Annotated in this window: 23 protein-coding genes and 1 tRNA gene; 19 read left to right on the forward strand and 5 right to left on the reverse strand. The window is 38.7% G+C overall.

What is annotated here, in order from left to right:
- Positions 1-21 precede the first annotated feature (21 nt).
- The 3 genes from lysA to H0S70_RS11490 all read right to left on the reverse strand — a co-directional run bounded on the left by lysA (position 22) and on the right by H0S70_RS11490 (position 4,224).
- The gene (gene lysA, locus H0S70_RS11480) at positions 22-1,221 is read right to left on the reverse strand and encodes a diaminopimelate decarboxylase (protein WP_188320893.1); all 1,200 of its coding nucleotides are present in this window, start codon (positions 1,219-1,221) and stop codon (positions 22-24) included.
- 216 nt (positions 1,222-1,437) lie between these two features.
- The gene (locus tag H0S70_RS11485) at positions 1,438-2,664 is read right to left on the reverse strand and encodes a 3'-5' exonuclease (protein WP_188320894.1); all 1,227 of its coding nucleotides are present in this window, start codon (positions 2,662-2,664) and stop codon (positions 1,438-1,440) included.
- A gap of 33 nt (positions 2,665-2,697) precedes the next feature.
- Positions 2,698-4,224: a helicase HerA-like domain-containing protein gene (locus tag H0S70_RS11490; RefSeq protein WP_188320895.1), complete on the reverse strand. Its 1,527-nt coding sequence runs from the start codon at positions 4,222-4,224 to the stop codon at positions 2,698-2,700.
- A gap of 137 nt (positions 4,225-4,361) precedes the next feature.
- Here H0S70_RS11490 and H0S70_RS11495 point away from each other — a divergent pair, with 137 nt between their 5' ends.
- The 9 genes from H0S70_RS11495 to H0S70_RS11535 all read left to right on the forward strand — a co-directional run bounded on the left by H0S70_RS11495 (position 4,362) and on the right by H0S70_RS11535 (position 11,733).
- Positions 4,362-4,724, forward strand: a complete 363-nt coding sequence (locus H0S70_RS11495; RefSeq protein WP_188320896.1) for a hypothetical protein — start codon at positions 4,362-4,364, stop codon at positions 4,722-4,724.
- Between the two features lie 100 nt (positions 4,725-4,824).
- On the forward strand, positions 4,825-5,682 hold the full coding sequence (locus H0S70_RS11500) for a hypothetical protein (RefSeq protein WP_188320897.1): 858 nt from the start codon (positions 4,825-4,827) through the stop codon (positions 5,680-5,682).
- Positions 5,683-5,804: 122 nt separating this feature from the next.
- Positions 5,805-7,793 (forward strand): TonB-dependent receptor plug domain-containing protein, encoded by a 1,989-nt coding sequence (locus H0S70_RS11505; protein WP_188320898.1) that lies wholly within the window; start codon positions 5,805-5,807, stop codon positions 7,791-7,793.
- Between the two features lie 75 nt (positions 7,794-7,868).
- Complete coding sequence (locus H0S70_RS11510; protein ID WP_228453731.1) at positions 7,869-8,321, forward strand: hypothetical protein; 453 nt, start codon at positions 7,869-7,871, stop codon at positions 8,319-8,321.
- Between the two features lie 77 nt (positions 8,322-8,398).
- Complete coding sequence (locus H0S70_RS11515) at positions 8,399-9,199, forward strand: sulfite exporter TauE/SafE family protein (protein WP_188320899.1); 801 nt, start codon at positions 8,399-8,401, stop codon at positions 9,197-9,199.
- A 2-nt stretch (positions 9,200-9,201) separates the two neighbouring features.
- Positions 9,202-9,561 carry a hypothetical protein gene (locus tag H0S70_RS11520; protein WP_123249174.1) on the forward strand — a complete coding sequence of 120 codons (360 nt, stop codon included), beginning with the start codon at positions 9,202-9,204 and terminating at the stop codon, positions 9,559-9,561.
- A 90-nt stretch (positions 9,562-9,651) separates the two neighbouring features.
- Positions 9,652-11,058: an MBL fold metallo-hydrolase gene (locus H0S70_RS11525; RefSeq protein WP_188320900.1), complete on the forward strand. Its 1,407-nt coding sequence runs from the start codon at positions 9,652-9,654 to the stop codon at positions 11,056-11,058.
- Between the two features lie 21 nt (positions 11,059-11,079).
- Positions 11,080-11,391 (forward strand): rhodanese-like domain-containing protein, encoded by a 312-nt coding sequence (locus H0S70_RS11530; RefSeq protein WP_188320901.1) that lies wholly within the window; start codon positions 11,080-11,082, stop codon positions 11,389-11,391.
- A 30-nt stretch (positions 11,392-11,421) separates the two neighbouring features.
- On the forward strand, positions 11,422-11,733 hold the full coding sequence (locus tag H0S70_RS11535; protein WP_031504476.1) for a thioredoxin family protein: 312 nt from the start codon (positions 11,422-11,424) through the stop codon (positions 11,731-11,733).
- On the opposite strand, the gene H0S70_RS11540 is transcribed toward H0S70_RS11535, so the two are convergent.
- Positions 11,730-12,488: an amidohydrolase gene (locus H0S70_RS11540; RefSeq protein ID WP_188320902.1), complete on the reverse strand. Its 759-nt coding sequence runs from the start codon at positions 12,486-12,488 to the stop codon at positions 11,730-11,732. The genes H0S70_RS11535 and H0S70_RS11540 overlap by 4 nt on opposite strands.
- A gap of 111 nt (positions 12,489-12,599) precedes the next feature.
- On the opposite strand from H0S70_RS11540, the gene H0S70_RS11545 reads away from it, so the two are divergent.
- From H0S70_RS11545 to H0S70_RS11565, 5 genes are all read left to right on the forward strand, one after another.
- Positions 12,600-13,040 carry a DUF6646 family protein gene (locus tag H0S70_RS11545; protein ID WP_188320903.1) on the forward strand — a complete coding sequence of 147 codons (441 nt, stop codon included), beginning with the start codon at positions 12,600-12,602 and terminating at the stop codon, positions 13,038-13,040.
- Between the two features lie 39 nt (positions 13,041-13,079).
- Positions 13,080-13,541 carry a hypothetical protein gene (locus tag H0S70_RS11550; protein WP_188320904.1) on the forward strand — a complete coding sequence of 154 codons (462 nt, stop codon included), beginning with the start codon at positions 13,080-13,082 and terminating at the stop codon, positions 13,539-13,541.
- A 110-nt stretch (positions 13,542-13,651) separates the two neighbouring features.
- On the forward strand, positions 13,652-14,989 hold the full coding sequence (gene rseP, locus H0S70_RS11555; RefSeq protein ID WP_123904005.1) for an RIP metalloprotease RseP: 1,338 nt from the start codon (positions 13,652-13,654) through the stop codon (positions 14,987-14,989).
- Between the two features lie 77 nt (positions 14,990-15,066).
- Positions 15,067-15,140, forward strand: a tRNA-Asn gene (locus H0S70_RS11560).
- Positions 15,141-15,297: 157 nt separating this feature from the next.
- Positions 15,298-16,200, forward strand: a complete 903-nt coding sequence (locus tag H0S70_RS11565; protein WP_188320905.1) for a hypothetical protein — start codon at positions 15,298-15,300, stop codon at positions 16,198-16,200.
- A 7-nt stretch (positions 16,201-16,207) separates the two neighbouring features.
- Here H0S70_RS11565 and H0S70_RS11570 read toward each other — a convergent pair whose 3' ends face one another.
- Entirely contained in the window at positions 16,208-17,554 is a 1,347-nt protein-coding gene (locus H0S70_RS11570) for an IS5 family transposase (protein ID WP_088263474.1), read from the reverse strand.
- Between the two features lie 349 nt (positions 17,555-17,903).
- Between H0S70_RS11570 and H0S70_RS11575 the strand changes: the two genes are divergently transcribed.
- The 5 genes from H0S70_RS11575 (at position 17,904) to H0S70_RS11595 (ending at position 22,204) form a co-directional block, all read left to right on the forward strand.
- Positions 17,904-18,245 (forward strand): helix-turn-helix domain-containing protein, encoded by a 342-nt coding sequence (locus tag H0S70_RS11575; RefSeq protein WP_059344231.1) that lies wholly within the window; start codon positions 17,904-17,906, stop codon positions 18,243-18,245.
- Positions 18,233-19,420 (forward strand): VapE domain-containing protein, encoded by a 1,188-nt coding sequence (locus H0S70_RS11580; protein ID WP_188320906.1) that lies wholly within the window; start codon positions 18,233-18,235, stop codon positions 19,418-19,420. The genes H0S70_RS11575 and H0S70_RS11580 overlap by 13 nt, the downstream gene beginning before the upstream one ends.
- Before the next feature lie 273 nt (positions 19,421-19,693).
- Complete coding sequence (locus H0S70_RS11585) at positions 19,694-20,617, forward strand: toprim domain-containing protein (protein WP_188320907.1); 924 nt, start codon at positions 19,694-19,696, stop codon at positions 20,615-20,617.
- A 236-nt stretch (positions 20,618-20,853) separates the two neighbouring features.
- Positions 20,854-21,330, forward strand: a complete 477-nt coding sequence (locus H0S70_RS11590) for a plasmid mobilization protein (protein ID WP_188320908.1) — start codon at positions 20,854-20,856, stop codon at positions 21,328-21,330.
- Positions 21,296-22,204: a relaxase/mobilization nuclease domain-containing protein gene (locus H0S70_RS11595; protein ID WP_188320909.1), complete on the forward strand. Its 909-nt coding sequence runs from the start codon at positions 21,296-21,298 to the stop codon at positions 22,202-22,204. Before H0S70_RS11590 ends, H0S70_RS11595 begins: the two co-directional genes overlap by 35 nt.
- The last annotated feature ends 7 nt before the right edge of the window (positions 22,205-22,211 follow it).

Here is a 22,211-nt window from a genome sequence, read left to right on the forward strand (position 1 = left end):
AATTGAATATAACTTACATTTTTAAAGAACTTCGACTTGGTTTCTCAGTAAATCCTCGAATTCATCGCGTTTTCTGATGAGATGCGCTTTCCCATCGAGAAACAAAACTTCAGCCGGTTTCAATCTCGAATTGAAATTGGAGCTCATCTCAAAACCATAAGCTCCCGCATTTCGGAACACCAAAATATCGCCTTCGCGAACTTCGTTCAGTTTTCTGTCCCAGGCGAAAGTGTCGGTTTCACAAATATTTCCGACCACGGTATAAATTCTTTCTGCACCTTTTGGGTTCGAAAGATTTTCGATGATGTGGTAAGAATCGTAGAACATAGGACGGATCAAATGGTTGAAACCTGAATTTATTCCCGCAAAAACCGTTGCTGTAGTTTGCTTGATGACGTTGGTTTTTACAATAAGATGCCCGCTCTTGCTCACGAGATATTTCCCGGGTTCAAACCAAAGTTCGAATTTTTTTCCTGAGCTTTTCGAGAATTCAGCCACGGCTTTCTCTACTTTTTTACCCAACTCTTTCACGTCGGTTTCCATATCGCCGTCTTGATAAGGAACTTTGAAGCCGCTTCCCATATCCAGATATTTCAAATTCGGGAAATGTTCCGCCAGTTCGAACATGATTTCCAAACCTTGAAGGAAAACATCAGGATCTTTTATTTCGCTTCCGGTGTGCATGTGTAATCCTTCTACATTAAGATCGGTAGTTTTCATTACCCTTTCGATATGGCGAAGCTGGTGTATAGAAATTCCGAATTTCGAGTCGATGTGACCTGTGGAAATTTTGTAGTTTCCACCTGCGAAAATATGCGGGTTAATTCTAATAAAAATTGGGTAAGATCCACCGTATTTGTTGCCAAACTGTTCAAGAATTGAAATATTATCAATATTAATATGAACTTTTAAAGACATGGCTTCTTCGATTTCAGCTAAATCAACACAATTCGGAGTGAAAAGAATTTTATTCGCATCGAAACCGGCCTTCAAACCCAATTTCACTTCATTAATCGAAACACAATCTAGATTTCCGCCAAGATTTTTTACATATTTTAAAATGTTGATGTTCGAAAGCGCTTTGCAAGCATAGAAAAATCTAGTGCTTTTGTGAAACGATGTGGTAAGTTTTTCATACTGAATTTTGATAGATTCAGCGTCGTAAACATAAGTTGGAGTACCGTATTGTTCGGCAATTTTCAGTAAATCTTTATTGGTCATTTTTAATTAATTTAAAATCAAAAAAGCAAGCCCAGAAAGAGCTTGCTTGATTATTTAGCGATCAACAAAACAGCTCTCAGTGAACAATATTTGCCTTAGTGGAAAGCTTTTTCCCCTTAGTTGCAAATTTCTTTATTGATTTCTTAGCAGTCATGCGATCTGTTGTTTTGTAAATTTTTTTCAAAATTAAATTTTTTTATTTAATTCTGCACTATTTTATTTTGTAGGAAGAGGAATTATTTCAATGTCTTCTCTAAGAATCGCCAGTTGAAGGTCGTTTTTTAAATCGCTGCTGGTTGATTCTACTGGGATTTTCAATGCATCAATTTTCTTCAATGTGCTGATTTGTGTGTGCAAATCGTAGAATCCGTAAGCTTTTAAATGGCCTTTTTCAAAAATAAGGAAAGATTTTTCGCCCAGCGTTCGTCCTGCGGAAATCCACATTTCATTTCTGTTTTTTAAACTTATTTTTTGTTCTAAAACGGCTGGATCTGCGTATTGTTCTTGTTTTTTGAGGAAGCTTACCGCTTTCAAACCTTGGGTGAATGATTTGAATTTTAGTAAAGGTTTTGCCTCTTTTTGCAAGGAAACTTTCTCAACAAAATACTTGTTGTTTTTATGGAAAAGTCCAAACGGAAGTGTTTCTCTTTTATGCAAACCTTTCGTTTTCATCATCAGTTTGGCGAGAATATCATTACCTGTTAATTCGTAATAAATTTGTTCAACTTCTTCTTGGATTTTTACCAGTTTTTTTGACTTAGTATTAAAAAGAATCTTTGCAAATTTACTCAAATCATCGCTAAAATCTGAGTGAATGATTTTTCCTTCCGCGTTTTGGAAATAAATAATTCCTCTTTCTGATGGTAAATCTTGGGTGAGATTTCTTACTTTATTGAGGTACGTTTTAGCATTTAATTCTTCATGATGTTGTTGAATGATTTCGGAATCTTTATCCTTGATCATCAGTAACTTGAATAAATCTAAAGTCGCTTTGGCATCGCCTGAAGCTCTGTGCTGATCAACCAGAGGAATTCCCAAGGATTTCACCAGTTTTCCCAATGAATAACTTTGCGCTTCAGGAATGAGTTTTTTAGCTAAAGGAATGGTGTCTAAAGTGTTGATTTTGAATGTGTAACCGAGCCGTTTAAACTCCTGGCGAAGCATTCGGTAATCGAAATCAATATTATGACCTACCAAAGTTGTATTTTCGGTAATTTCGACCACTCTTTTAGCAATTTCGTGGAATTTTGGAGCGGTTTTAACCATTTTTGGTGAAATTTTGGTGAGTTTTTGCACAAACGGTGTGATCTCGCCTTCCGGATTTACCAAAGAGATAAATTGATCTACAATTTCATGACCATCATATTTATAAATGGCGATTTCAATGATGCTTTCTTTTCGGAAACCGGCTCCGTTACTTTCTATATCGATTACTGAATACATTTTTCGTTTTGCTTCTTCTTTGCTTGGGGCAATTTATCTTTTTCTACCTCCTAAACCCAACATTCCCAATACAAATTTTGCACCTTCTCTTGCCAAAGTTGTTGTGAAAGTTCTTCCAGCTCGAGATTTCATTACGCTTTCAAACATCCCCGGTTCTTCTTTTACAGGTCGGGATTTTTGTGTAGTGGATGTGTTCTGTGTGGCTTGTTCCATACGATTTGCCAACATTTCGTAGGCAGAATCTTTGTTAACGGTCTGTTCATATTTCGCAACCAAAGCGGACCGCGAAGTAAGATCGGAAACTTCCGCATCAGTCAGTACATCCATTCTAGATTCAGGTGAGATCAAATAAGTATGAACCAAAGGTGTAGGAATTCCTTTTTCATCCAGCGCAGTGATAAATGCTTCACCAATTCCTAAGTTCTGAATCAATTCATCCGCTTTATAAAATTCTGTAATTGGGTAATTTTCAACTGCTTTGGAGATTTCTTTTCGGTCTTTTGCCGTAAACCCTCTTAAGGCATGTTGTATTTTTAAACCTAATTGAGAAAGCACATTTTCCGGAACATCACCAGGAATTTGAGTGATAAAATAAATTCCAACTCCTTTCGAGCGGATTAGTTTCACCATGGTTTCAATTTGTGCCAATAAAGTTTTGGACGCTTCATTGAAAATTAAATGCGCTTCATCGATAAATAAAACCAATTTTGGTTTGCCGGAATCGCCTTCTTCAGGAAAAGTCATGTAGATTTCCGCAAAAAGTGACAACATAAAGGTAGAAAACAATTGAGGTTTGCTCTGGATATTTCCGACCCTCAGAATATTTACAACTCCTTTTCCGTCTCTTTGGTGCAGTAAATCTTCCACATCGAAACTTGGCTCCCCAAAAAACTGTGCGGCACCCTGTTGTTCGAGCGACACAATTGACCGGAGAATTGCGCCTAAAGATGCCGGTGCAATAGAGCCGTAATTATTGGCTAAATCTGCTTTCCCTTGTGGATTGTCGGTGACGTACTGCAGGACTTTTTTCAAATCTTCCAGATCGATGAGCGGCAAACCTTTGTCATCGCAATATTTAAAAATAATTGAAATTATACTTTGCTGGGTGTCATTCAGTTCCAGAATTTTCGAGAGTAAAATGGGCCCGAATTCCGTTACTGTGGCGCGCAGTTTTACACCTTTTTCACCGGAAATGGTCATCAATTCTACCGGAAAAGCCTGTGGCTGATAGCTAAGTTGGGTTTTTGCGTAACGTTCTGTAATGACTGCATTTTCAGAGCCCGGTTCTGCAATTCCAGAAAAATCTCCCTTGATGTCTAGAACTAAAGACGGAATTCCTTTATGGGAAAGCTGCTCGGCAAAAGCCTGCAAAGTTTTTGTTTTTCCTGTTCCGGTAGCGCCGGCGATAAGGCCGTGTCTGTTAATGGTTTTCAGGGGAAGAGTAACGTTTACTTCAGGTATAACTTCACCATCGAGCATCCCTTTTCCCAATATTATGAAATCTCCTTTTGGAGAATATCTTGCCGAAAGCTCTTCAATAAATTTCGCTTTATCTGCCATGTTGAATCAAGTTTTATTTTATAAAGATAAAAAAATATTGAAAGACTTCAGAAGTTTTCGAACAGATTAGTCATTAAGGTGATGATGAAAATCATTTTTTAATCCGGATAAAAAAGTCTTAAATTTGAATTGTCAAAATGAGACGGTTTTTTCTTACCATATTATCCACGTTAATTTTTCTGGCAAGTTTTCAGAATTCGCTGATTTTGGTCGATTATCAAATCAACAGGGATTTCTATGAAATTCATTGCGTAAACAAGGCTAGACCCGAGCTGAACTGCCACGGTAAATGCGAGATGCAGAAGGAAAGCAGCAAAAAAGAATCTTTGCTAAAGGTAGTAAAATACAGTTTTGAATTTAACATTTTACCTTCACCGCAAACTGCAATTGTCGACACGAAAAATCCAGATTTCGAAACCCGCCAGAAGATTAATACAGATAAAGATTTTGATTTGCTGAAAATTTATCTGAACATTCTTCCTCATCCGCCGCAAGTTTAAATTTCATTTTATCTTACTGTTCGATTTTGAGCAGCATATTCCTATTTTTTTAAAGACAAAGTCTTTAGAACAATTTCTCCAATCTTAAAATTTATAAAAAATGAAATTTTCACTAAAAATATTCTTGGCACTTTTTGCCCTTTCAATCTTCCTTATTTCCTGCAGAACATCAGATGATCCTGTAACTCCACCATCAGTTAACGAACTCGAAGGTCTGGCTAAGGTTAAAGAATTCTCAAACGACACCCATACCATCGAACTTTATACAGTCACCGGAACGACACAATTAGGTTATAACGAACTTAAATTCAGAATCAAAAATAAATCAAATAATCAGTATGAAAAAAATGCGACAGTAAATTGGAATCCAGTAATGCACATGACAACCATGAGCCACTCCGGGCCAAAATCCGAAGTCACTAAAGTTACGCCGGATGGAACGCTGTACGCTGGATATCTTGTATTTCAAATGCCACAAAACGCGACGGAATACTGGGATCTGAAATTTGACTATTCAATAAACGGAATGGCTTATACAGCAACCACCGTCGTTGATGTTCCCAATTCGTTAAAAAGACGGGTTAGTTCTTTTTTAGGCAGCGACAATACAAGATATATTGTTGCGTATATCGAACCGAGAACACCAAAAGTTGCTGTTAATGACTTGACGGTTGGGGTTTGGAAAATGCAGGATATGATGACTTTTCCTGTGGTAAACGGTTACACCGTGAAAATCGATCCCAGAATGCCGGGAATGGGAAATCACGGCTCGCCAAATAATGTGAACGCGACCCAAACTTCAGCCGGAAAGCTGTATAACGGAAAACTTTCGCTTACCATGACCGGTTACTGGAAGATTAATCTGCAGCTCGCAAACGCAGCCGGAACAGTGTTGAAAGGTGAAGAAGTTACGGAACAAAATCCTGAATCATCATTGTTTTTCGAGATCGAATTCTAAGAAATATTTTTCGCAGTCTTTTTAGCATTTTGAATGCCCGTTTTCAAAGGATTCTTTTCCTGAAGTTGGTCATCTTAGCCAGCCAGAACGGACATTTCTTTCATTTTTGAATACAAATTATAATGAAAAAGAATTTCGTCCTGATTTCAATACTTATTGCTGTGGCAGCCGTTGCTCAAAATATCAATCCGGATTCTCTGCAGCACCACAGCATTCAGGAAGTTGTGGTTATCGGTACCAACCGAATTTCTGCGAAGGATTCCAAACCCCTGAGTTCCATTGATGAATACCTGCAGAAATCAGCAAAAATTGAAATGATAAAGCGGGGAGCTTACGCCTGGGAGCCTTTGCTGAATAATATGCCAACCGAAAGAACGATAATAACCATCGATGGTATGAGGATTTTCGGGGCGTGCACCGACAAGATGGATCCGGTGACTTCTTATGTGGAAGTATCGAATCTTTCAGAAGCGGAAATAAGTTCAGGACAGGCCGGAACAGCGCATGGCAACACGATTGGCGGAGCAATTGATCTGAAAAGAAACCGGACAGGATTTGGTGAAAAAAAATGGAGTTTCGGGGTTAATTCCGGTTTTGAAAGCGTTAACCGACAGAAAATTTTCGGCGGTTCTGCGGCCTTTAAAGCGCCAAAATTTTTCGCAGATTTTAATGTGATGTCCAGAGATGCCGACAATTATAAGGATGGTGGTGGCCTTGAAGTTTCTTATTCACAATTCCGAAAAATTAATTTTTCAGGAAATTCCGGAGTTAAATTAGGCGACAATAAAATGCTCGAAGCCTCCGTGATTTACGATAAAGCAACAGATGTAGGTTATCCGGCTTTGCCTATGGACATTTCACTGGCCGAAGCGCTGATCAGTTCATTTAAATTTCAGCTCATTCCCGTTTCAGATTTCTTTACCAACTGGGAAACCAAGGTTTATTTTAATAACATCACGCACAGAATGGATGATACCAAACGTCCCGCAGTTCCCATCCATATGGATATGCCAGGTTGGAGCAAAACATTTGGCTATTTTACCAACCTGTCTGCAGAATTGCCCGATCATCATTTTACTATAAACTTAAATGGATTTTCGAATTTGTCAACTGCTGAAATGACGATGTATCCAGCCAATTCCACCGAAAAACTGATGTTTATGTATACGTGGCCTCAGGTGAGGACTTTGTTTCAGGGGATCTACCTTGATGATCATTTTAATCTGAACGGAAATTCTTCGCTTCAGATTTCCGGATCTTTGGGTTTTCACTCCAATAAAGTAGAAAGTGCATTTGGGCTGAACAGTCTGCAGATTTTTTATCCTGAGATGAATGCCCAGAAAAACAGGATGCTGAAGAGTATTTCTGCAAAATATCAGTATTCAGCAAACGGGTTTGAGTTTGGTATTGGTGGGGGTTACGGCGACCGCGCGCCTTCGGTTTCGGAAGGGTATGGTTTTTACCTTTTCAACAGTTCCGAAAAGTATGATTATATCGGAAATCCCAACCTAAATAATGAATCGTCGCTGGAAGCGAATGCGTTTGTCGCCTTTAAAAATGAAAGAATTTCCGCAAAACTTTCTTCAAATTATTTCCATATCTCAGATTATATCGTTGGGAAAGTTATAGAAGGACTTGTACCGATGACGATTGGTGGAAAGGGTGTAAAGCAATATGGCTCTCTGGATTATGCCACAATTTTTAATGCAGATCTCAATACGCAGGTTCAGCTTTTTTCTTTTCTAAAATGGAATTCGCAGTTTACCTATGCCCGCGGAAAGGATTACAGCAAAGAAAATCTTCCGTTTATGAGTCCGTTGAGTTACCGTTCGGCATTACAATTTTACAAAAACAGACTCTCCGCAGAATTTTCAGTTTTCGGCAATTCCAGATACCGTGATTTTGCAACTGTTTACGGTGAAACAGAAACGCCGGATTACACAATCTTTAATGTTAATGCAGGTTACCAGTTCCGCTTTATTGGGGTGAAAGTTTTAACTAAAATTGGCGTTGAAAATATATTCGACCGACTTTACACAACGTATGCTGACTGGAATAAAATTCCGCGTCCCGGAAGAAATTTTTACCTTAATCTGAATCTGAATTTTTAAAATCTTTAATTCAAAAATCACATTTCGACCCTGAAAAAGGCAGATATTTTTAGTAAATTTGTTGACCATCAAAAAATGAAAATAATGAAAAGGGATTTAATTCTTGAGAAGCTGATCGCTGAGCAGCGTAAAGTTATAGAAAGCTTGCAGCAATCTGTAAATCAATATAAAAGTGCTTCGGATATGGATGAAGAAAGCACGCACGATCCGGAAGATTTCTCTCAGCAATCCCAGGCTAAAGATATGCAGTTGCGTTTTGAAAAGATGTTGGGCGAGGCTGATGAAAATCTCAGTTTTCTGATGAACGAGAAAGAATCAAGTCACCATATGATCGAAAAGGGGAGTGTAATCGAAACCGATAAAAACTTTTTATTCGTCGGAATTTCGGTGCCAGTTTTCGAAGTTAATGGTAAAGAAGTGATTTCCTTTTCGGATAACGCTCCTATATTTGAAGGGTTTAAAGGAAAGAAAATCGGAGACAGTGTAAAGATTGGTGATCATTCATATAAAATACAATCCGTTGGCTAAATGTAGCTACAGTGGCTTGTAACAAAGGTTACGCTGGTTCTTAATCTAATAAGCTAGTTTTGCCAAAAAAATAACAGATGGAGTTTTTAGGATATTTTTCGGCATTAATAATAGGACTGGTAATGGGCCTCATCGGAGGTGGCGGAAGTATCTTGAGTGTTCCGATTTTTGTTTATGTTTTTGGTTTTGATGCGGTTACCGCTACTGCGCTTTCGTTGTTTGTCGTGGGAATTACAAGTTTGGTAGGTTCTGTAGGCTTCATTAGACAGAAACAGATTGATTTTAAAACCGCGTTTACATTTGGGATTCCTTCAATTTTGGGAGTATTGTTTTCCCGCAGGCTTATTCTGCCGCATTTGCCGCACTATATCATTAATCGGTGGGGAATTACCCTAACAAAAGATATGTTTCTGCTTTTGCTTTTTGCGATTTTAATGCTGATCGCTTCATATAAAATGATCAGAAAAAATGAAAGGCCAAGACTGCAGACTTTTGAGGATACCAATTATACCATTTTAATTTCGCAAGGACTTCTGGTCGGCATTATTACAGGATTAATTGGTGCCGGCGGTGGATTTTTAATCGTTCCCGCACTTGTAATGCTGCTGGGAGTTCATATGAAAAAAGCGGTGGCAACCTCACTTTTTATCATATCGATGAATTCTATTTTGGGATTCATCAGCACCATGGAGATGGTGAGCCATGACTGGGGATTTCTGCTTGGATTTACCGGTTTATCCGTGCTGGGAATCTTTGCGGGCATTGCAGTTTCAAAAAAAATGGATGGCCGAAAACTAAAACCCCTTTTTGGATGGATCGTTTTGGGAATGGGACTTTTTATCATCATCAAGGAAATATTTTTAAAACAACAATTTTAAACATGAAAAATATACTCGTAGCAGGCTTCGCTTTGCTTTTAATGAATTCTTGTACAAAAGCAGAAACCAATTCAGTGTCAACAGAAAATGAAAAATCTACTGAAATAGGACTAGTTCAGAAACCTTTAACACTGAAAAGCCCTACAGGTGAAGAGATTTCAGTAACCTATTTCTCAGAAGGTGATGTGGTTGCTGTAAAAATTCGGAAAGCAGGGGAGGAAGAACAGAAACTATCTGCCAAAACAGTTAACCCAAGCGGCAATCCCATTTTTACGAATGAAGAGTACATGTGGGAGCTCACCCAGGAAGGGCAGGCAGGAAAACTGTCCGACAAAGACGGTAATGTGACAGAATATAATTAATTCCATACACCTTAATCGATTATTTCAATTTATCGCTGGTGTATATTGCTGGCGAATTCACGAAATTTGTCAGGTATTTAAAATGATACTATGAAAATAGAACAAATATATACAGGATGTCTTGCACAGGGTGCCTATTATATCGTTTCTGAAAAAGAAGCGGCAATCATCGATCCTTTGCGAGAAACTAAACCGTATATTGACAGGCTGGAGAAAGACGGAGTGAAGCTCAAATATATTTTTGAAACGCATTTTCATGCCGATTTTGTTTCAGGACATTTGGATCTGTCCAAAAAAACCGGAGCACCAATAGTTTATGGACCAACTGCAGAACCCGATTTTGAAGCGATTATCGCAGAAGATAATCAGATTTTCGAAATTGGAAATATTAAAATTAAAGTGCTCCATACGCCAGGTCACACGATGGAAAGTTCAACTTTTTTATTGATCGATGAGAACGGGAAAGAAACTGCGATTTTTTCTGGAGATACTTTGTTTCTAGGAGATGTGGGAAGACCGGATCTGGCGCAAAAATCAGCACATATGACTCAGGAAGAGTTGGCGGGGTTGCTGTACGACAGTCTGCAGAACAAAATTGTTCCGCTTTCTGATGATATTATCGTATATCCTGCTCATGGCGCCGGATCTGCCTGCGGAAAAAATATGCAGAAAGAAACGGTAGATACTTTGGGAAATCAGAAAAAGACCAATTACGCACTAAAACAGCCTAATAAGGAATCCTTCGTTAGAGAAGTTCTCGACGGACTTTCTGCTCCACCGAAATATTTCGGTATGAATGTCGCGCTCAACAAAGGTGGCTATGAATCTTTCGACAATGTCCTGCATCAATCCAATCAGCCAATAAGCGCAGAAGATTTCGAAGGAGTTGCTGAAGATACGGGTGCTTTGGTTTTAGATACCAGAAATGCTGCAGATTTTCATCAGGGATTTATTCCGAATTCGATAAATATTGGTTTGAAAGGAGATTTCGCACCGTGGGTTGGCGCAATGATTGTAGATGTACATCAGCCTATTTTACTGGTTTCGGATCCCGGAACAGAAGAAGAGGTGATTACTAGACTTTCCAGAGTTGGCTTTGATCATGTTTTAGGATATTTGGAAGGGGGTTTCGAGTCTTGGAAAAATTCAGGTAAAGAAATTGATACGATTCACAGGATTTCACCTCAAGAATTTGCAGCAAAATTTAGTGACGATTCCAAAGTAATCGATGTAAGAAAAGAATCCGAGTATGATGCTGCACATGTGGAAAAAGCTTATCGCAGACCTTTAGCAGATATTAATGAATGGGCAAATGCTTTAAATAATGATGAGCATTTCTTCATTCACTGTGCAGGTGGATACAGAAGTATGATCGCAGCAAGTATCTTAAATTCAAGAGGAATTAGGAATTTCACCGAAATTGATGGTGGTTTCAATAAAATAAAGGAAACGAGTGTTCCAAAAAGTAATTTTGTTTGCCAAAGCAAAACATTGTAAGCCATATTAAAAACTACAAAAATGATCGATTTTTTCAAGAAATTATTCGGTAAAAACAAAGTTGATTATAAGGCTCTTGTAGAAAATGGGGCACAAATTATTGATGTGAGAACTCCCGCAGAATTCAGCAACGGCAATATTAGATTTTCTAAAAATATTCCGTTGCAAGAATTAGCTGCCGAAATGAAAAAGCTCGATCTGAAAAAGCCCATTATCACGTGTTGTGCAAGTGGTATGAGAAGCGCTTCTGCAAAAATTATCTTCGAGCAAAATGGTTTCGAAGCTTATAATGGCGGAAACTGGAAGTCGCTGGAAAATAAATTGAAAGGATAATTTTGTTTAATGATTTTAATTTTTTAAAAAATGTCACAGAAATTTCAAGAACTTATCAATTCTGAAAAGCCGGTTTTAATCGACTTTTTTGCCACTTGGTGTGGACCATGCAAAGTGCAATCTTCGGTTCTCAATACCGTTAAGGAAAACGTGGGCGATTTGGCGCGCATTGTGAAAATAGATGTCGACCAATTTCCTGCAATTGCGGCTGAATACGGAGTGCGTGGAGTTCCGACATTGGCGGTTTTCCAAAATGGAAATCTTCTTTGGAAGGAAAGCGGAGTTCATGATGTGAATACGCTTACCAATTTATTGCAAAATTTTGCGAATCAATCCAACTAAATTATTTCAAAGGAATCGCGATCGTTTAGAAACCGGAATTTCTCTCGGAATTTCAGGAGCTTTTCTGCATTGAATTCTGCGGATACAATATTGTTTTCAGTAGTTGAAACCAAAGTGCCGTCCGGCGCGTAACAATATGAACTTTCAGGATAATGCAAATTATTTCCATCCGTTCCAATTCTGTTTAAACCAAAAACATAAGCTAAATTTTCAATTGCGCGGGCTTTCAGAAGGGTTTTCCACGCATCGATTCTTACTTCCGGCCAATTGGCTACGTATAAAATTGCATCGTAATCGTCATTATTTCTCGCGAAAACCGGAAATCTAAGATCGTAACAAACCTGCAACAAAATTCGCCAACCTTTGTAGTTTACAACGATCCTTTCTTTCCCAGCCGAGTAGGTTTGATCTTCTCCTGAAAATGAAAACAAGTGACGCTTGTCATATTGATGATAGTTTCCGTTGGGTTCTACGAAATAGAAACGGTTATAAAAATTTTCTCCTTCCATTATTGATGCGCTTCCTGCCACCGCGCAATTTTTTTCCTTTGCAAATTTTTTCATCCATTCCAAGGTTTCGCTGTTTCGGTCTGCAACTTCTTCGGGTTTCATATAAAATCCTGTAGGAAACATTTCGGGGAGTAAAATAAGGTCCGTTTTTATTAGTTTCATCGAGTTTTCGATGAGCTTAAAATTTTTCTTTTTTTCTTTCCACCGGATATCAAGATTAAGTCCGGAAACTGTAATATTTTGCATAATAAATTGGCATAATGCTTCACTAAATGTACGGAATATATATGGAATATCAAAAAACCTTCTGTTTTTGGTCTTATTTTTGATGTTCACAATTTATACTAAACTTTTTATATGAAGAAATTATTTTTTATGATGATGGTGGTTGCACTTTCTCAAACATCATTTGCACAAGCATGGAACGGAAGTGGAGACCAAAAAGTACAAGTCGGATTGAGCGGTTGGGGAAATGGAACCGGAATTACCGGAACTTATGATTACGGAATCAGTAATTTAATTTCCTTAGGTGGTGGAGCAAATCTGTATTTCGATGGGTACAAAGATGATAATAAGGACAATAGTTTTTTTGTATTTGGACGCGTAAATTTCCATTTGCAGGATGCTTTGGGATTGCCTGAACAGTGGGATATTTATCCTGGAGCAGATGTTGGAGTTTTGGGAAATACTTTTGGATTAGGCGTTCACCTTGGAGCAAGATATTTCTTTAATGATAAATTCGGAGTATTTTTAGAAGCGGGTAATAATGGAAGTTTAGGTGTCTCTATCAATCTATAAAATACATTAAACAAAATATAACAAATTAAAATTACTATTATGAAAAAGTTATTCGCAGTTGCAGCATTCGCTGCGGCAACAATGTTAGGAGTTTCCCAGGCACAAGCACAAACCTACAAAACCGGAGCTGGTGTATTGGTAGATTTTGGTGATGGTTCAACCTTCGTTGGTCCACATGTGAAACATTTCTTCAAAGCAAATCACGCAGGAGAATTCAGCGTATTGTTTGCAGATGGTGCAACCTTAGCACAGGCAAACTATCAGTACCACCAACCTTTTGCAGGAGTGAACGGACTACAGTGGTATGTTGGTGCAGGTCCTGGAATCATCTTTGGTGATGGGTCTACAGAATTTGCTCCATCCGCAATGTTAGGTTTGGATTTTAAAATTCCTGGAGCTCCACTTGATTTTTCAATGGACTGGAGACCTAGATTCATCATTGGTGACAACTCTGATGCTGAAGCGGGAAGATTTAACGCTGGTTTCAGATTTACTTTCTAAGAAAACCTCTTAAAAATAACACTAAAGGTTCCCATTTGGGAGCCTTTTCGTTTTGGCATACTTTTGATAATTCGTATCTTCGCAATTATTTAAAATTTTAATAAAAATAAATGACACTCATCCAATTATTTCAATTCATATTGAGTATTTCAATTCTGGTTATCCTTCATGAATTAGGGCATTTTATTCCAGCAAAACTCTTCAAAACTAAAGTTGAAAAATTTTACCTCTTCTTCGATCCGTGGTTTTCGTTGGTAAAGAAAAAAATAGGTGATACCGAATATGGTATTGGCTGGCTTCCGTTCGGTGGTTATGTGAAAATCGCCGGAATGGTAGATGAAAGCATGGATACCGAACAGTTAAAAAAACCAGCTGAGCCTTGGGAATTCCGTAGCAAACCCGCGTGGCAGCGCCTAATTATTATGATGGGAGGTGTTACGGTGAACTTCTTTTTGGCTTGGTTTATTTACTCGGCATTATCATTTTTTAATGGTGAAAAATACCACGACAATTCAAAATTTGAAAACGGAATTGCAGTAAGTGACGAAGGGCGTAAAATGGGCCTTCAAACGGGTGATAAGATTTTGAAAATTGACGGAAAAACAGCAGACCGGTTCGAGACTTCTACTGTAAATATGCTCTTTGCGGATGAAGTAACCGTTTTAAGAAAAGGAAAAGAAGTTACCTTCCCTGTGAACGAAAATGGTGTAGCAGATGTATTGAAAGCGAATGAAGCCAAGGCATATTTCTCACCGAGATTTCCGGTTGTGGTAGACAGTATTCTTCCAAAAAGCGGTGCCGAAATTGGTGGATTAACAAAAGGAGACAAAATTGTAGGAATTAATGGGAAATCCATCCAGTACTTTGACCAGCTTTCTGATGAGTTGAAAAATCTTAAAAATCAGGAAGCTGTAATTTCAGTTGTTAGAAATAATCAAACTTTAAATAATACCATAAAAGTATCTAATGATGGCACTATTGGATTTTTTCCTAACAAAAAAATACAACTTGCTGAATTTGACAAAGCCGCAGTAAATAAAAAGTACTCATTTTTAGAAGCTATCCCAAGAGGTTTTACAAGAACAATTGATGTTCTTACGATGCAGATCAAGCAGTTCAAAATTGTTTTCAATACCACTACTGAAGGTTACAAGAAAGTTTCCGGACCAATTGGGATCATCAAACAAATGCCAGAAACCATCAATTGGGAATTTTTCTGGAGCTTTACCGCGATGTTTTCGGTATGGTTGGCGTTCCTTAATTTAATTCCGATTCCGGGTTTAGATGGAGGTCATGTGGTGTTTACCTTGTGGGAAATGATCACCGGAAAGCCAGTTCCGCAGAAAGTTTTGGAAAATGCACAAATGATCGGCGTAATTTTCTTATTAGGTTTAATGGTCTTAATCTTTGGAAACGACATAGTTAAGTGGATTACCGGAAAATTTTAGTAAAAATTTTGCAAAAATATTTTGGAGAAATTAAAAAAGTTTTTATATTTGCACACGCTTAAAGCAAAGGAAAACACTCCTCTTTAGCTCAGTTGGTTAGAGCATCTGACTGTTAATCAGAGGGTCGCTGGTTCGAGCCCAGCAAGAGGAGCACTGAAAATGAGACACTTACAGAAATGTGAGTGTCTTTTTTTATATTTGTCACGAACATTTCACGAACAAAAGTATTTTATTTTAATGCTATTTTTGTGTAAGAATATTTTAGTACGTTATCTATGACTAACTTCTATATCGCAATATATATTCTAATGGTAACCTTTACAATCCTTGTCCCCTTCTATCTTGCAGGGCGGCTTTGGTTTGAGTTCAGTCCGTTTGCGATAAACTATTACTCCAAGGAAAAGGCAAACTGGTATAACGAGTGGAACACCCAGCGGTTTTTAATCGTTTTGAATTTATTTTTGGTTTCATTGTCGCTTTCCTTTTTCTGGGGCGGGAAAATACTGGAAGATATCCATGCCGAGAAGATCGACTTTACCCAAATCCTATTCTATATCATTCTTCAAATTCTTGCCGTAATACTGTTCGAGGTAAAAATGGAACACCCATTTAAGCCAATTCAGGCATTCAAAAAATTCAAGAAAAACAGTTATAGCGAAAGGTTTGAGTTCCGAGAAAAGCAAGACGCGGCAGATAAAATAGAACACCATTCCAATGAGTTAAAAAGAGAATTTTTGAAAGTTGGCACTAAGATTTCAAACGAATTAAATAATCAACAAATCATTTTATCTGAAACCAACGAACTCGCAAAACACAACAATAATATCCTACAGGAATCCGATTTTGCTTTTGAAATAAAAAAGAATCCGAATATGGTCATTGATGACATTTTGCGGGATTATTTTATTTCTAAAGATTCCGAGAGGGTTTTATCGGACTTTTTACTGCGGAAGAAAAACTCTGGAAAGATTCTGTTTACAAAGCCTGCAAGGAACGGCGTGAGCGTACAGCCTATTTTGGACTTTTTATCGGCCTTTACTAATGTTATGGAAAGTTGTAAATCCGGCACAATAACCCAAGCCGAAACCTGCAAAATTATCAACGCCGTCACCTCGGCAAAAGACAGGCTCGGAAATATCGCAGAAGAGCCAATAAACAGCAGGAACCTCTCAAAATATCTTTCCAACAGCGATGTTCAGGATGATATATAGTCGTTCCTTAACAATATAAATATTTTCTTTTTATTGTGAAAAAATATGCAGCAAAGAGGAAATTCTGCAAAGAAAAATATAGCCAACGAAGATTGGCTTTAAGAATCTCCATCATTTTCTTCATATTCCAGGCAGTTGCTGCTAGGAAGGCATTGATTTGAGGCCCCGTTTCTCCCATAAAGTAATTTTTAGCCAGCCTGAAATCAGTTTTTAAATGTCCGATGATAGGCTCTATGGCAGCTCTGGTTCTGAATTTTTTGCGCTTTGTTTGTTTCTGGTAGAGGGTGTCTTTTTTTCTCGGTGGACCTGGAATGGAGATTTTCACTCCTTTTATTTCCGATTTCCCTTTTCCGCCACGGTCGTAAACCAGTTCTTTGGGAAGGGGTTGGCCACCTGTTTCCATTTGTTCCAAAAGTGGTTCAATGGTGTGACCATCATAAGGGGTTTGTAAAAATGCTTTAATTGCGAGAATGATTTTTTTTCCTTTATTAGCGGTGGTGATCAAGCCCACTTTATTCCCGAATTCGTATTGTTTATGCGCTTTTCCTTTGGCGATGCATTGGGTAAAAGGTTTGTGCAGGCTGTAAATTTTATCGGTACCTTTTCTTTCCTGAGTGACGGCTTTGGAGTAAAGAGCGAGTAAATCTTTGTAGAATTCTTTTTGTTCAGGAGTAAAGTTGCGCTCCAGTTCGCGTACCATCCTCAGGGCAATAGTCTTTAATCGTCTTGCAGATTTTCTTGCTCCTTTGGCTCGCTTAGGATGTTTGCCATTATAGGTGTCACGAACCAATTGTTTACTGACTTTCGTGTAGCGTTGTCTTTGTTTTATGCCTTCTTTTTCGGCTATTTTGTTGCAATAATCAATTACTTTCTTGCACAATTTTGCATCGGTGGGAAAAGTGGTATTATTCTCCTGAACAGTAGTGTCTGATAAAACAAAGTTCGAGGTCTTCGTCTTTACATCGTGCATCCTTACGCTGTAGGCGAAGATTTTCTCAATTCCCTTCTCGCCAATTCTTTTTCGGAAATGAACCAAATTGCTCGGGTCACACGGAAACTCGTGTTCAAAGAAAACCCTGCCACAAAAATATTGCATGTAAGGATTCATAATCCAGGCTTTTTCTAAAGTCTCATCGCCCAAATTGTAAAGGTGTTTCAGAAGCAGACAGCCCACCATAAACCGGATCGGATGGCTTGCGTTTCCTTTCTTGGAATATAGGGAGGCGAATTCTTTTTCAAAATAATTCCAATCAACTTTTTCTGCAAGCAAAACAAGTTCGTGCGTATTATCAATAAAATCTATCAACATAGGACGGAATAATTCTGGCAGTTTCTCTGGATTTTTTCCCAACATATTTGCAAGGTTTTAAGGCTCTAAGATACAAAAGCCTGCAAGAAAACACAAGTGAAATATTGATTAAAACACTAATATTCAATATGTTAAACACATTTTAAGGAGCGACTATATAGTCTAAAATCCAAAAAAACATTTTCTCTTTAAAAATCATATTTGTCCGATAACCAGAATTATAAAGGCGACAGTTAGTCGCTTTTAATGGTTTATTGACTAAACCATTATCAAACAAAACCTCCTATTGAACGCACATTTCTTTAGGTTGTTTTATTTTACAAAAAACTTTTTAAGTCGCTTTTAGGCGGCTATTTCTTTGGGAAATATCTTGGCCTCAACAAAATTCAACGAAATGAAAGACCAAGAAAGACTAGCTGCGCTAGAAAGTCAAATGTCCACCTTGGTAAACTCGCAAAAAGAGTTTACCTCCAAGGCGCTACAGATGCTCGCCCTCGGAACCAAGAAGATCTATTCCAAGGAAGAGGCCGCGCTGTTCCTCAACCTGGATCCGGACTATCTCTACCAACTCAAACACCACGGCAAACTGAAGGCCTACAAAAAGAAGGGGCAAAAGAAAATCTACTTTCGCAAAGAAGACCTGGAAGCTTATCTTCTGGGGGATAATGTGGAGGAAATACAAAATGATGACTACGATGCATTCGAGCAGGAAATTCTGGAGCGATGGAAGAAATAACCAACAAGCCGGCTGAAGAGCAAAAAATCCCAGTACTCTACCAAACCGCTTCCGAGACCACTACCATTTTCGATATGGTGATGAAGTATCTGGGAAGCAAGTATGACCTTCGCTTTAACGCCATCGCCCTGGAGATAGAAATATCGCTCAAGGGAAAGGACGACTGGACAGAGCTAAACATCAACTCCCTGCTGATAGAACTCGTACAGGCCGGGATGCAGATCACCATGCAGAAGCTGGAGATCCTCGTTCGGAGCCACCTGATAAAGAGATACAACCCGATAGCTGAATACTTTAAAAAACTCGCGGGCTGGGACGGCGAAGACCATATCCGGAAGCTGGCGGGATTTGTTCGGACCAACGACAGCGAAGCGTTCCGCTACCATCTCGAGAAGTGGCTGACCCGCGCCGTGCTTTGCGCATTGAAGAAAGACTATGTCAACAAGCAGTGCCTCGTGCTGGCAAGCTCCAAACAGAACACGGGCAAAACCACCTTCCTGCGGTTCCTCATTCCCGACGGGCTTAGGGGTTATTATTCCGAAAATGTCACAGTGGACAAGGACGGCATCATTGCCATCTGCAAAAATTTCATCCTCAATGCGGACGAGCTGGCCGTGCTGTCCAAATCGGATGTCAACACCCTGAAATCCTTCATCTCGATGGGCGGCGCGAAAGTAAGGGTGCCGTATGGGAGAAAGCCGGAGAACATGGATAGGATATGTTCCTTTGTTGCCTCAACCAACAGAACAGATTTCCTTACCGACGAGACAGGAAGCGTAAGATGGCTGGTTTTCGAAGTTTTAAGCATTGACTTCAATTATTCCAAGGAAATAGACATAGACAAGGTATGGGCGCAGGCGTACCACAATGCTTTTGAAAGAAAAAATTACCAACCGGAAATGACGCTCTCGGACATAGAGGCTAATGAGCTGAGGAACGAGCAGTTTTCCCAGCTTTCACTTGAGCAGGAAATCGTTTCCGCACACTTCGAGAAATCGAAGGACATCAAGGATTTTCTTACGGCGACGGACATCGTTGTGGCAATGAACAACGCCCTGAATTTAAGATTGAACAACATCAAGGTCGGAAAGGCGCTCACCAGGCTCAAGTATGAAAGAATCAAGCATCCGAAACTCCAGGTTTACGGCTACCTGATCCGAAGAAAGATTGACTGAAAGAAAGTTTAAATCCTTGACATTCAATTTATCCTACCTACTTACCTAAGTGGACTTACAGAACTCATTTTCAAATTTTTATCAAGGTAATAAAATAGATAAGACTTTACCTAAACTACCATCGTTAAAGAAGGGATCCAATTAACAGGTAACAACAAGGTAAGTTATAAAATGATATAACTAACTGATATTCAATATTTAGGTAGGCAGGTATAGAAAAACGGTAAAAACATAACTGGATATAAAAAAAATAAACTTTAAAAAACACAAAAGATGAACTGCAAACAAGCCAACGAAAATATCAGCATCAGAGAAGTAATGGAAAGTTTTTCTCTATTCCCAAGCAAAGAACATCCGAAAACAGCCTATTATTATGCTATCAATCGACAAGAACGAACGCCAAGTTTATTAGTGAATTATGTGAAAAATATTGCCTTTGATTTTGGCACTGGAAAACAATACGATGTCGTGTCGATAGTTCAGGAGCTCAAACAATGCACTGTATCCGATGCTCTTGAATATCTTGAAAAATTTGATTTTTCTTTTCAAAAGCAAAAGGGAAATTTAAACAATCCAAAAGAAGAAACTAAATCTTATCAAATATTAGAAGTAAAAGAAGTGTCACATCCAGCGTTGATTGAATATTTAAAATATAGAAAACTCGAATCTCAAAAATCTGAACTTCAGGAAATTCATTACGAAATGAATGGGAAGAACTATTTCGGATTAGGATTCAAAAACGATTCGGGAGGCTACGAGATCCGCAGCAGGTTTTCCAAAATCTGTCTTGGAAAAAAGGATATCACCACGATAAAAAATAATTCTGAAAACCTAAAGGTTTTCGAGGGCTTTACCGACTACCTCTCCCTTAAAATTTTAGCACAAGAAAAGACACCTTCCGACCATCTAATTCTGAACTCTGTCGCCATGGTTCGCAAGGCATCAGGGATTTTTAGAAATTATAAATCTGTCGAAATGTATCTGGATAACGATCGCGCCGGCGAACAGTGCCGGGATTCAATTTTGAAAATATTCCCGGAGGCAGATGACCGGTCGAATGAATATTTCCCTCATCAAGATCTGAATGATTTCCTGATATCACAGGAAGAAAAGACACTTGAAAATAAGCTTGAAAAAAATCAAACAGCCATACACGAGTCCGAGGAAAACCGGAATATTTACAGGAGAAAAAGATGAAGATTTATACAAGCCGGGCTGCGCAAAATAAGCACAGGTGGGATACTCTAAAAAAGCTGGGTAAAAACTTGCCATGTATTTAGTGCAAAAAGTACCCAATGTTTACAACAAGCGTATGCTTGCCGTAAAAATCGGGCTTTTTGGTTTCCTCCTATCGTCGGAAACGCATGTCTGGAACTACGATTCAAGCCCATAGTTTAAAATTATAAAAAAATTAAACACCACATAAACACAAGATGAAAAATGACTTTTTAAAACAGTTTGTCAGGCAGATTTCCGAGCAGCAAATTGCAAAGGTTGCAGAAGAAAAAAGAAAGAACCGGTTCCGAGAAATCGGTAGAGAGGGAGGTTTGAAAAAGAAGACGGCGAACCACTTTTCAAAGGTAGTCTCAGTTCGTTTTACCGAAAAGGAGTTTGAGAAAATTCGAAAGGAAGCAGAAAAATATAACCTGAAAATTTCAAAATATTTAAGGCTGATTTCTACCGAAAAGGAAATTAAAGTTAACGAGTTTCAAACCGATGCGGTTCTGTTGAATTACGGCAACAACTTTATAAGGATATCCAATCTGCTCAGGAACAGAGAATGGAACGAGTTTGAAAACAAGAAAGCGATCCTTGAAGAAATTCACACCGTCACCAAATTAATCAGAGAATTCCTCTACCAACAAATCATCAAGCATGAACAATTCGGCAACGACGAGGAGGATCAGTAAGATCGCGATTGAATACAATGGCAACGACAAAGGCACGGCAGAATGTATTTATTCCAACAACCTGCTTTCAACAACGCCGGAGGAAAGATTTGAAGAGATGAAGATTGTCGCCGAGAGAAATCCGAATGTAAAGAAATGGGCTCTCACAGGTTACATTTCTCCGGCAAAGGAAATTGGAGACATACTGACCAACGACGAATTGAAGGAACTGGCTTTAAAATCATTGAAAGACGTGGGACTTACAGAAAATAACCAGGTCGTCCTGGATGTCCACAATTCCACGAAGCAGAAACATATCCATTTCATCGTGAACCGCATAGATGTTTATGGTAAATGCACGGTAAAATCTGCCAATATCGGAAAGCGCTTCGGTGAATCAGTGAGAAATGTTTGCAAAGAGATGAACCTCAAAACAGATGTGGAAATCGGAAAGGAAAAAAAGCAGCAGATGCTGAAAGTGCTGCAAAACTGTCTGAAGGTCTCAAGAAATTTTGATGACTTGGTCGATTATATGCGGAGATGTGGTTACAGAGTGACGCTCTCGCAGAATGTGAAGGACGGTATTTCGGGGATGCGGATTGTTAGATTAAAGGACATCAACGACCATACCCAGAGGCAGTACCATCCCGGTTACAAACTTTCGGAGATCACCAGCAAACTGAAGATTAAGGACATCAAAGAAATCCTAAACCGGAATGCGGAAAACCATCATTTGGCAATTTTCACTCAGAGTAATCCGCAAACGAACGAAATAAAACATCCGGAAAAATCTGCCCTCAGGGAGATTGAGAGTGCCATGAAGGAACTGCTCAAACCGAGCTACGCACCTGCGGCTGACGACGAATTGCTGAGGAAGAGAAAAAGGAGGCGATAAATTTAAT

Origin of the sequence: Chryseobacterium manosquense (assembly GCF_014623485.1) — a bacterium.
GTDB lineage: Bacteria > Bacteroidota > Bacteroidia > Flavobacteriales > Weeksellaceae > Kaistella > Kaistella haifensis.

Excerpts from the sequence above, each read along its gene's own strand:
- lysA (WP_188320893.1), bottom strand. The coding sequence starts at position 1,221 with ATGACCAATAAAGATTTACTGAAAATTGCCGAACAATACGGTACTCCA.
- H0S70_RS11485 (WP_188320894.1), bottom strand. The coding sequence starts at position 2,664 with ATGTATTCAGTAATCGATATAGAAAGTAACGGAGCCGGTTTCCGAAAA.
- H0S70_RS11490 (WP_188320895.1), bottom strand. The coding sequence starts at position 4,224 with ATGGCAGATAAAGCGAAATTTATTGAAGAGCTTTCGGCAAGATATTCT.
- H0S70_RS11495 (WP_188320896.1), top strand. The coding sequence starts at position 4,362 with ATGAGACGGTTTTTTCTTACCATATTATCCACGTTAATTTTTCTGGCA.
- H0S70_RS11500 (WP_188320897.1), top strand. The coding sequence starts at position 4,825 with ATGAAATTTTCACTAAAAATATTCTTGGCACTTTTTGCCCTTTCAATC.
- H0S70_RS11505 (WP_188320898.1), top strand. The coding sequence starts at position 5,805 with ATGAAAAAGAATTTCGTCCTGATTTCAATACTTATTGCTGTGGCAGCC.
- H0S70_RS11510 (WP_228453731.1), top strand. The coding sequence starts at position 7,869 with ATGAAAATAATGAAAAGGGATTTAATTCTTGAGAAGCTGATCGCTGAG.
- H0S70_RS11515 (WP_188320899.1), top strand. The coding sequence starts at position 8,399 with ATGGAGTTTTTAGGATATTTTTCGGCATTAATAATAGGACTGGTAATG.
- H0S70_RS11520 (WP_123249174.1), top strand. The coding sequence starts at position 9,202 with ATGAAAAATATACTCGTAGCAGGCTTCGCTTTGCTTTTAATGAATTCT.
- H0S70_RS11525 (WP_188320900.1), top strand. The coding sequence starts at position 9,652 with ATGAAAATAGAACAAATATATACAGGATGTCTTGCACAGGGTGCCTAT.
- H0S70_RS11530 (WP_188320901.1), top strand. The coding sequence starts at position 11,080 with ATGATCGATTTTTTCAAGAAATTATTCGGTAAAAACAAAGTTGATTAT.
- H0S70_RS11535 (WP_031504476.1), top strand. The coding sequence starts at position 11,422 with ATGTCACAGAAATTTCAAGAACTTATCAATTCTGAAAAGCCGGTTTTA.
- H0S70_RS11540 (WP_188320902.1), bottom strand. The coding sequence starts at position 12,488 with ATGCAAAATATTACAGTTTCCGGACTTAATCTTGATATCCGGTGGAAA.
- H0S70_RS11545 (WP_188320903.1), top strand. The coding sequence starts at position 12,600 with ATGAAGAAATTATTTTTTATGATGATGGTGGTTGCACTTTCTCAAACA.
- H0S70_RS11550 (WP_188320904.1), top strand. The coding sequence starts at position 13,080 with ATGAAAAAGTTATTCGCAGTTGCAGCATTCGCTGCGGCAACAATGTTA.
- rseP (WP_123904005.1), top strand. The coding sequence starts at position 13,652 with ATGACACTCATCCAATTATTTCAATTCATATTGAGTATTTCAATTCTG.
- H0S70_RS11565 (WP_188320905.1), top strand. The coding sequence starts at position 15,298 with ATGGTAACCTTTACAATCCTTGTCCCCTTCTATCTTGCAGGGCGGCTT.
- H0S70_RS11570 (WP_088263474.1), bottom strand. The coding sequence starts at position 17,554 with ATGTTGGGAAAAAATCCAGAGAAACTGCCAGAATTATTCCGTCCTATG.
- H0S70_RS11575 (WP_059344231.1), top strand. The coding sequence starts at position 17,904 with ATGAAAGACCAAGAAAGACTAGCTGCGCTAGAAAGTCAAATGTCCACC.
- H0S70_RS11580 (WP_188320906.1), top strand. The coding sequence starts at position 18,233 with ATGGAAGAAATAACCAACAAGCCGGCTGAAGAGCAAAAAATCCCAGTA.
- H0S70_RS11585 (WP_188320907.1), top strand. The coding sequence starts at position 19,694 with ATGAACTGCAAACAAGCCAACGAAAATATCAGCATCAGAGAAGTAATG.
- H0S70_RS11590 (WP_188320908.1), top strand. The coding sequence starts at position 20,854 with ATGAAAAATGACTTTTTAAAACAGTTTGTCAGGCAGATTTCCGAGCAG.
- H0S70_RS11595 (WP_188320909.1), top strand. The coding sequence starts at position 21,296 with ATGAACAATTCGGCAACGACGAGGAGGATCAGTAAGATCGCGATTGAA.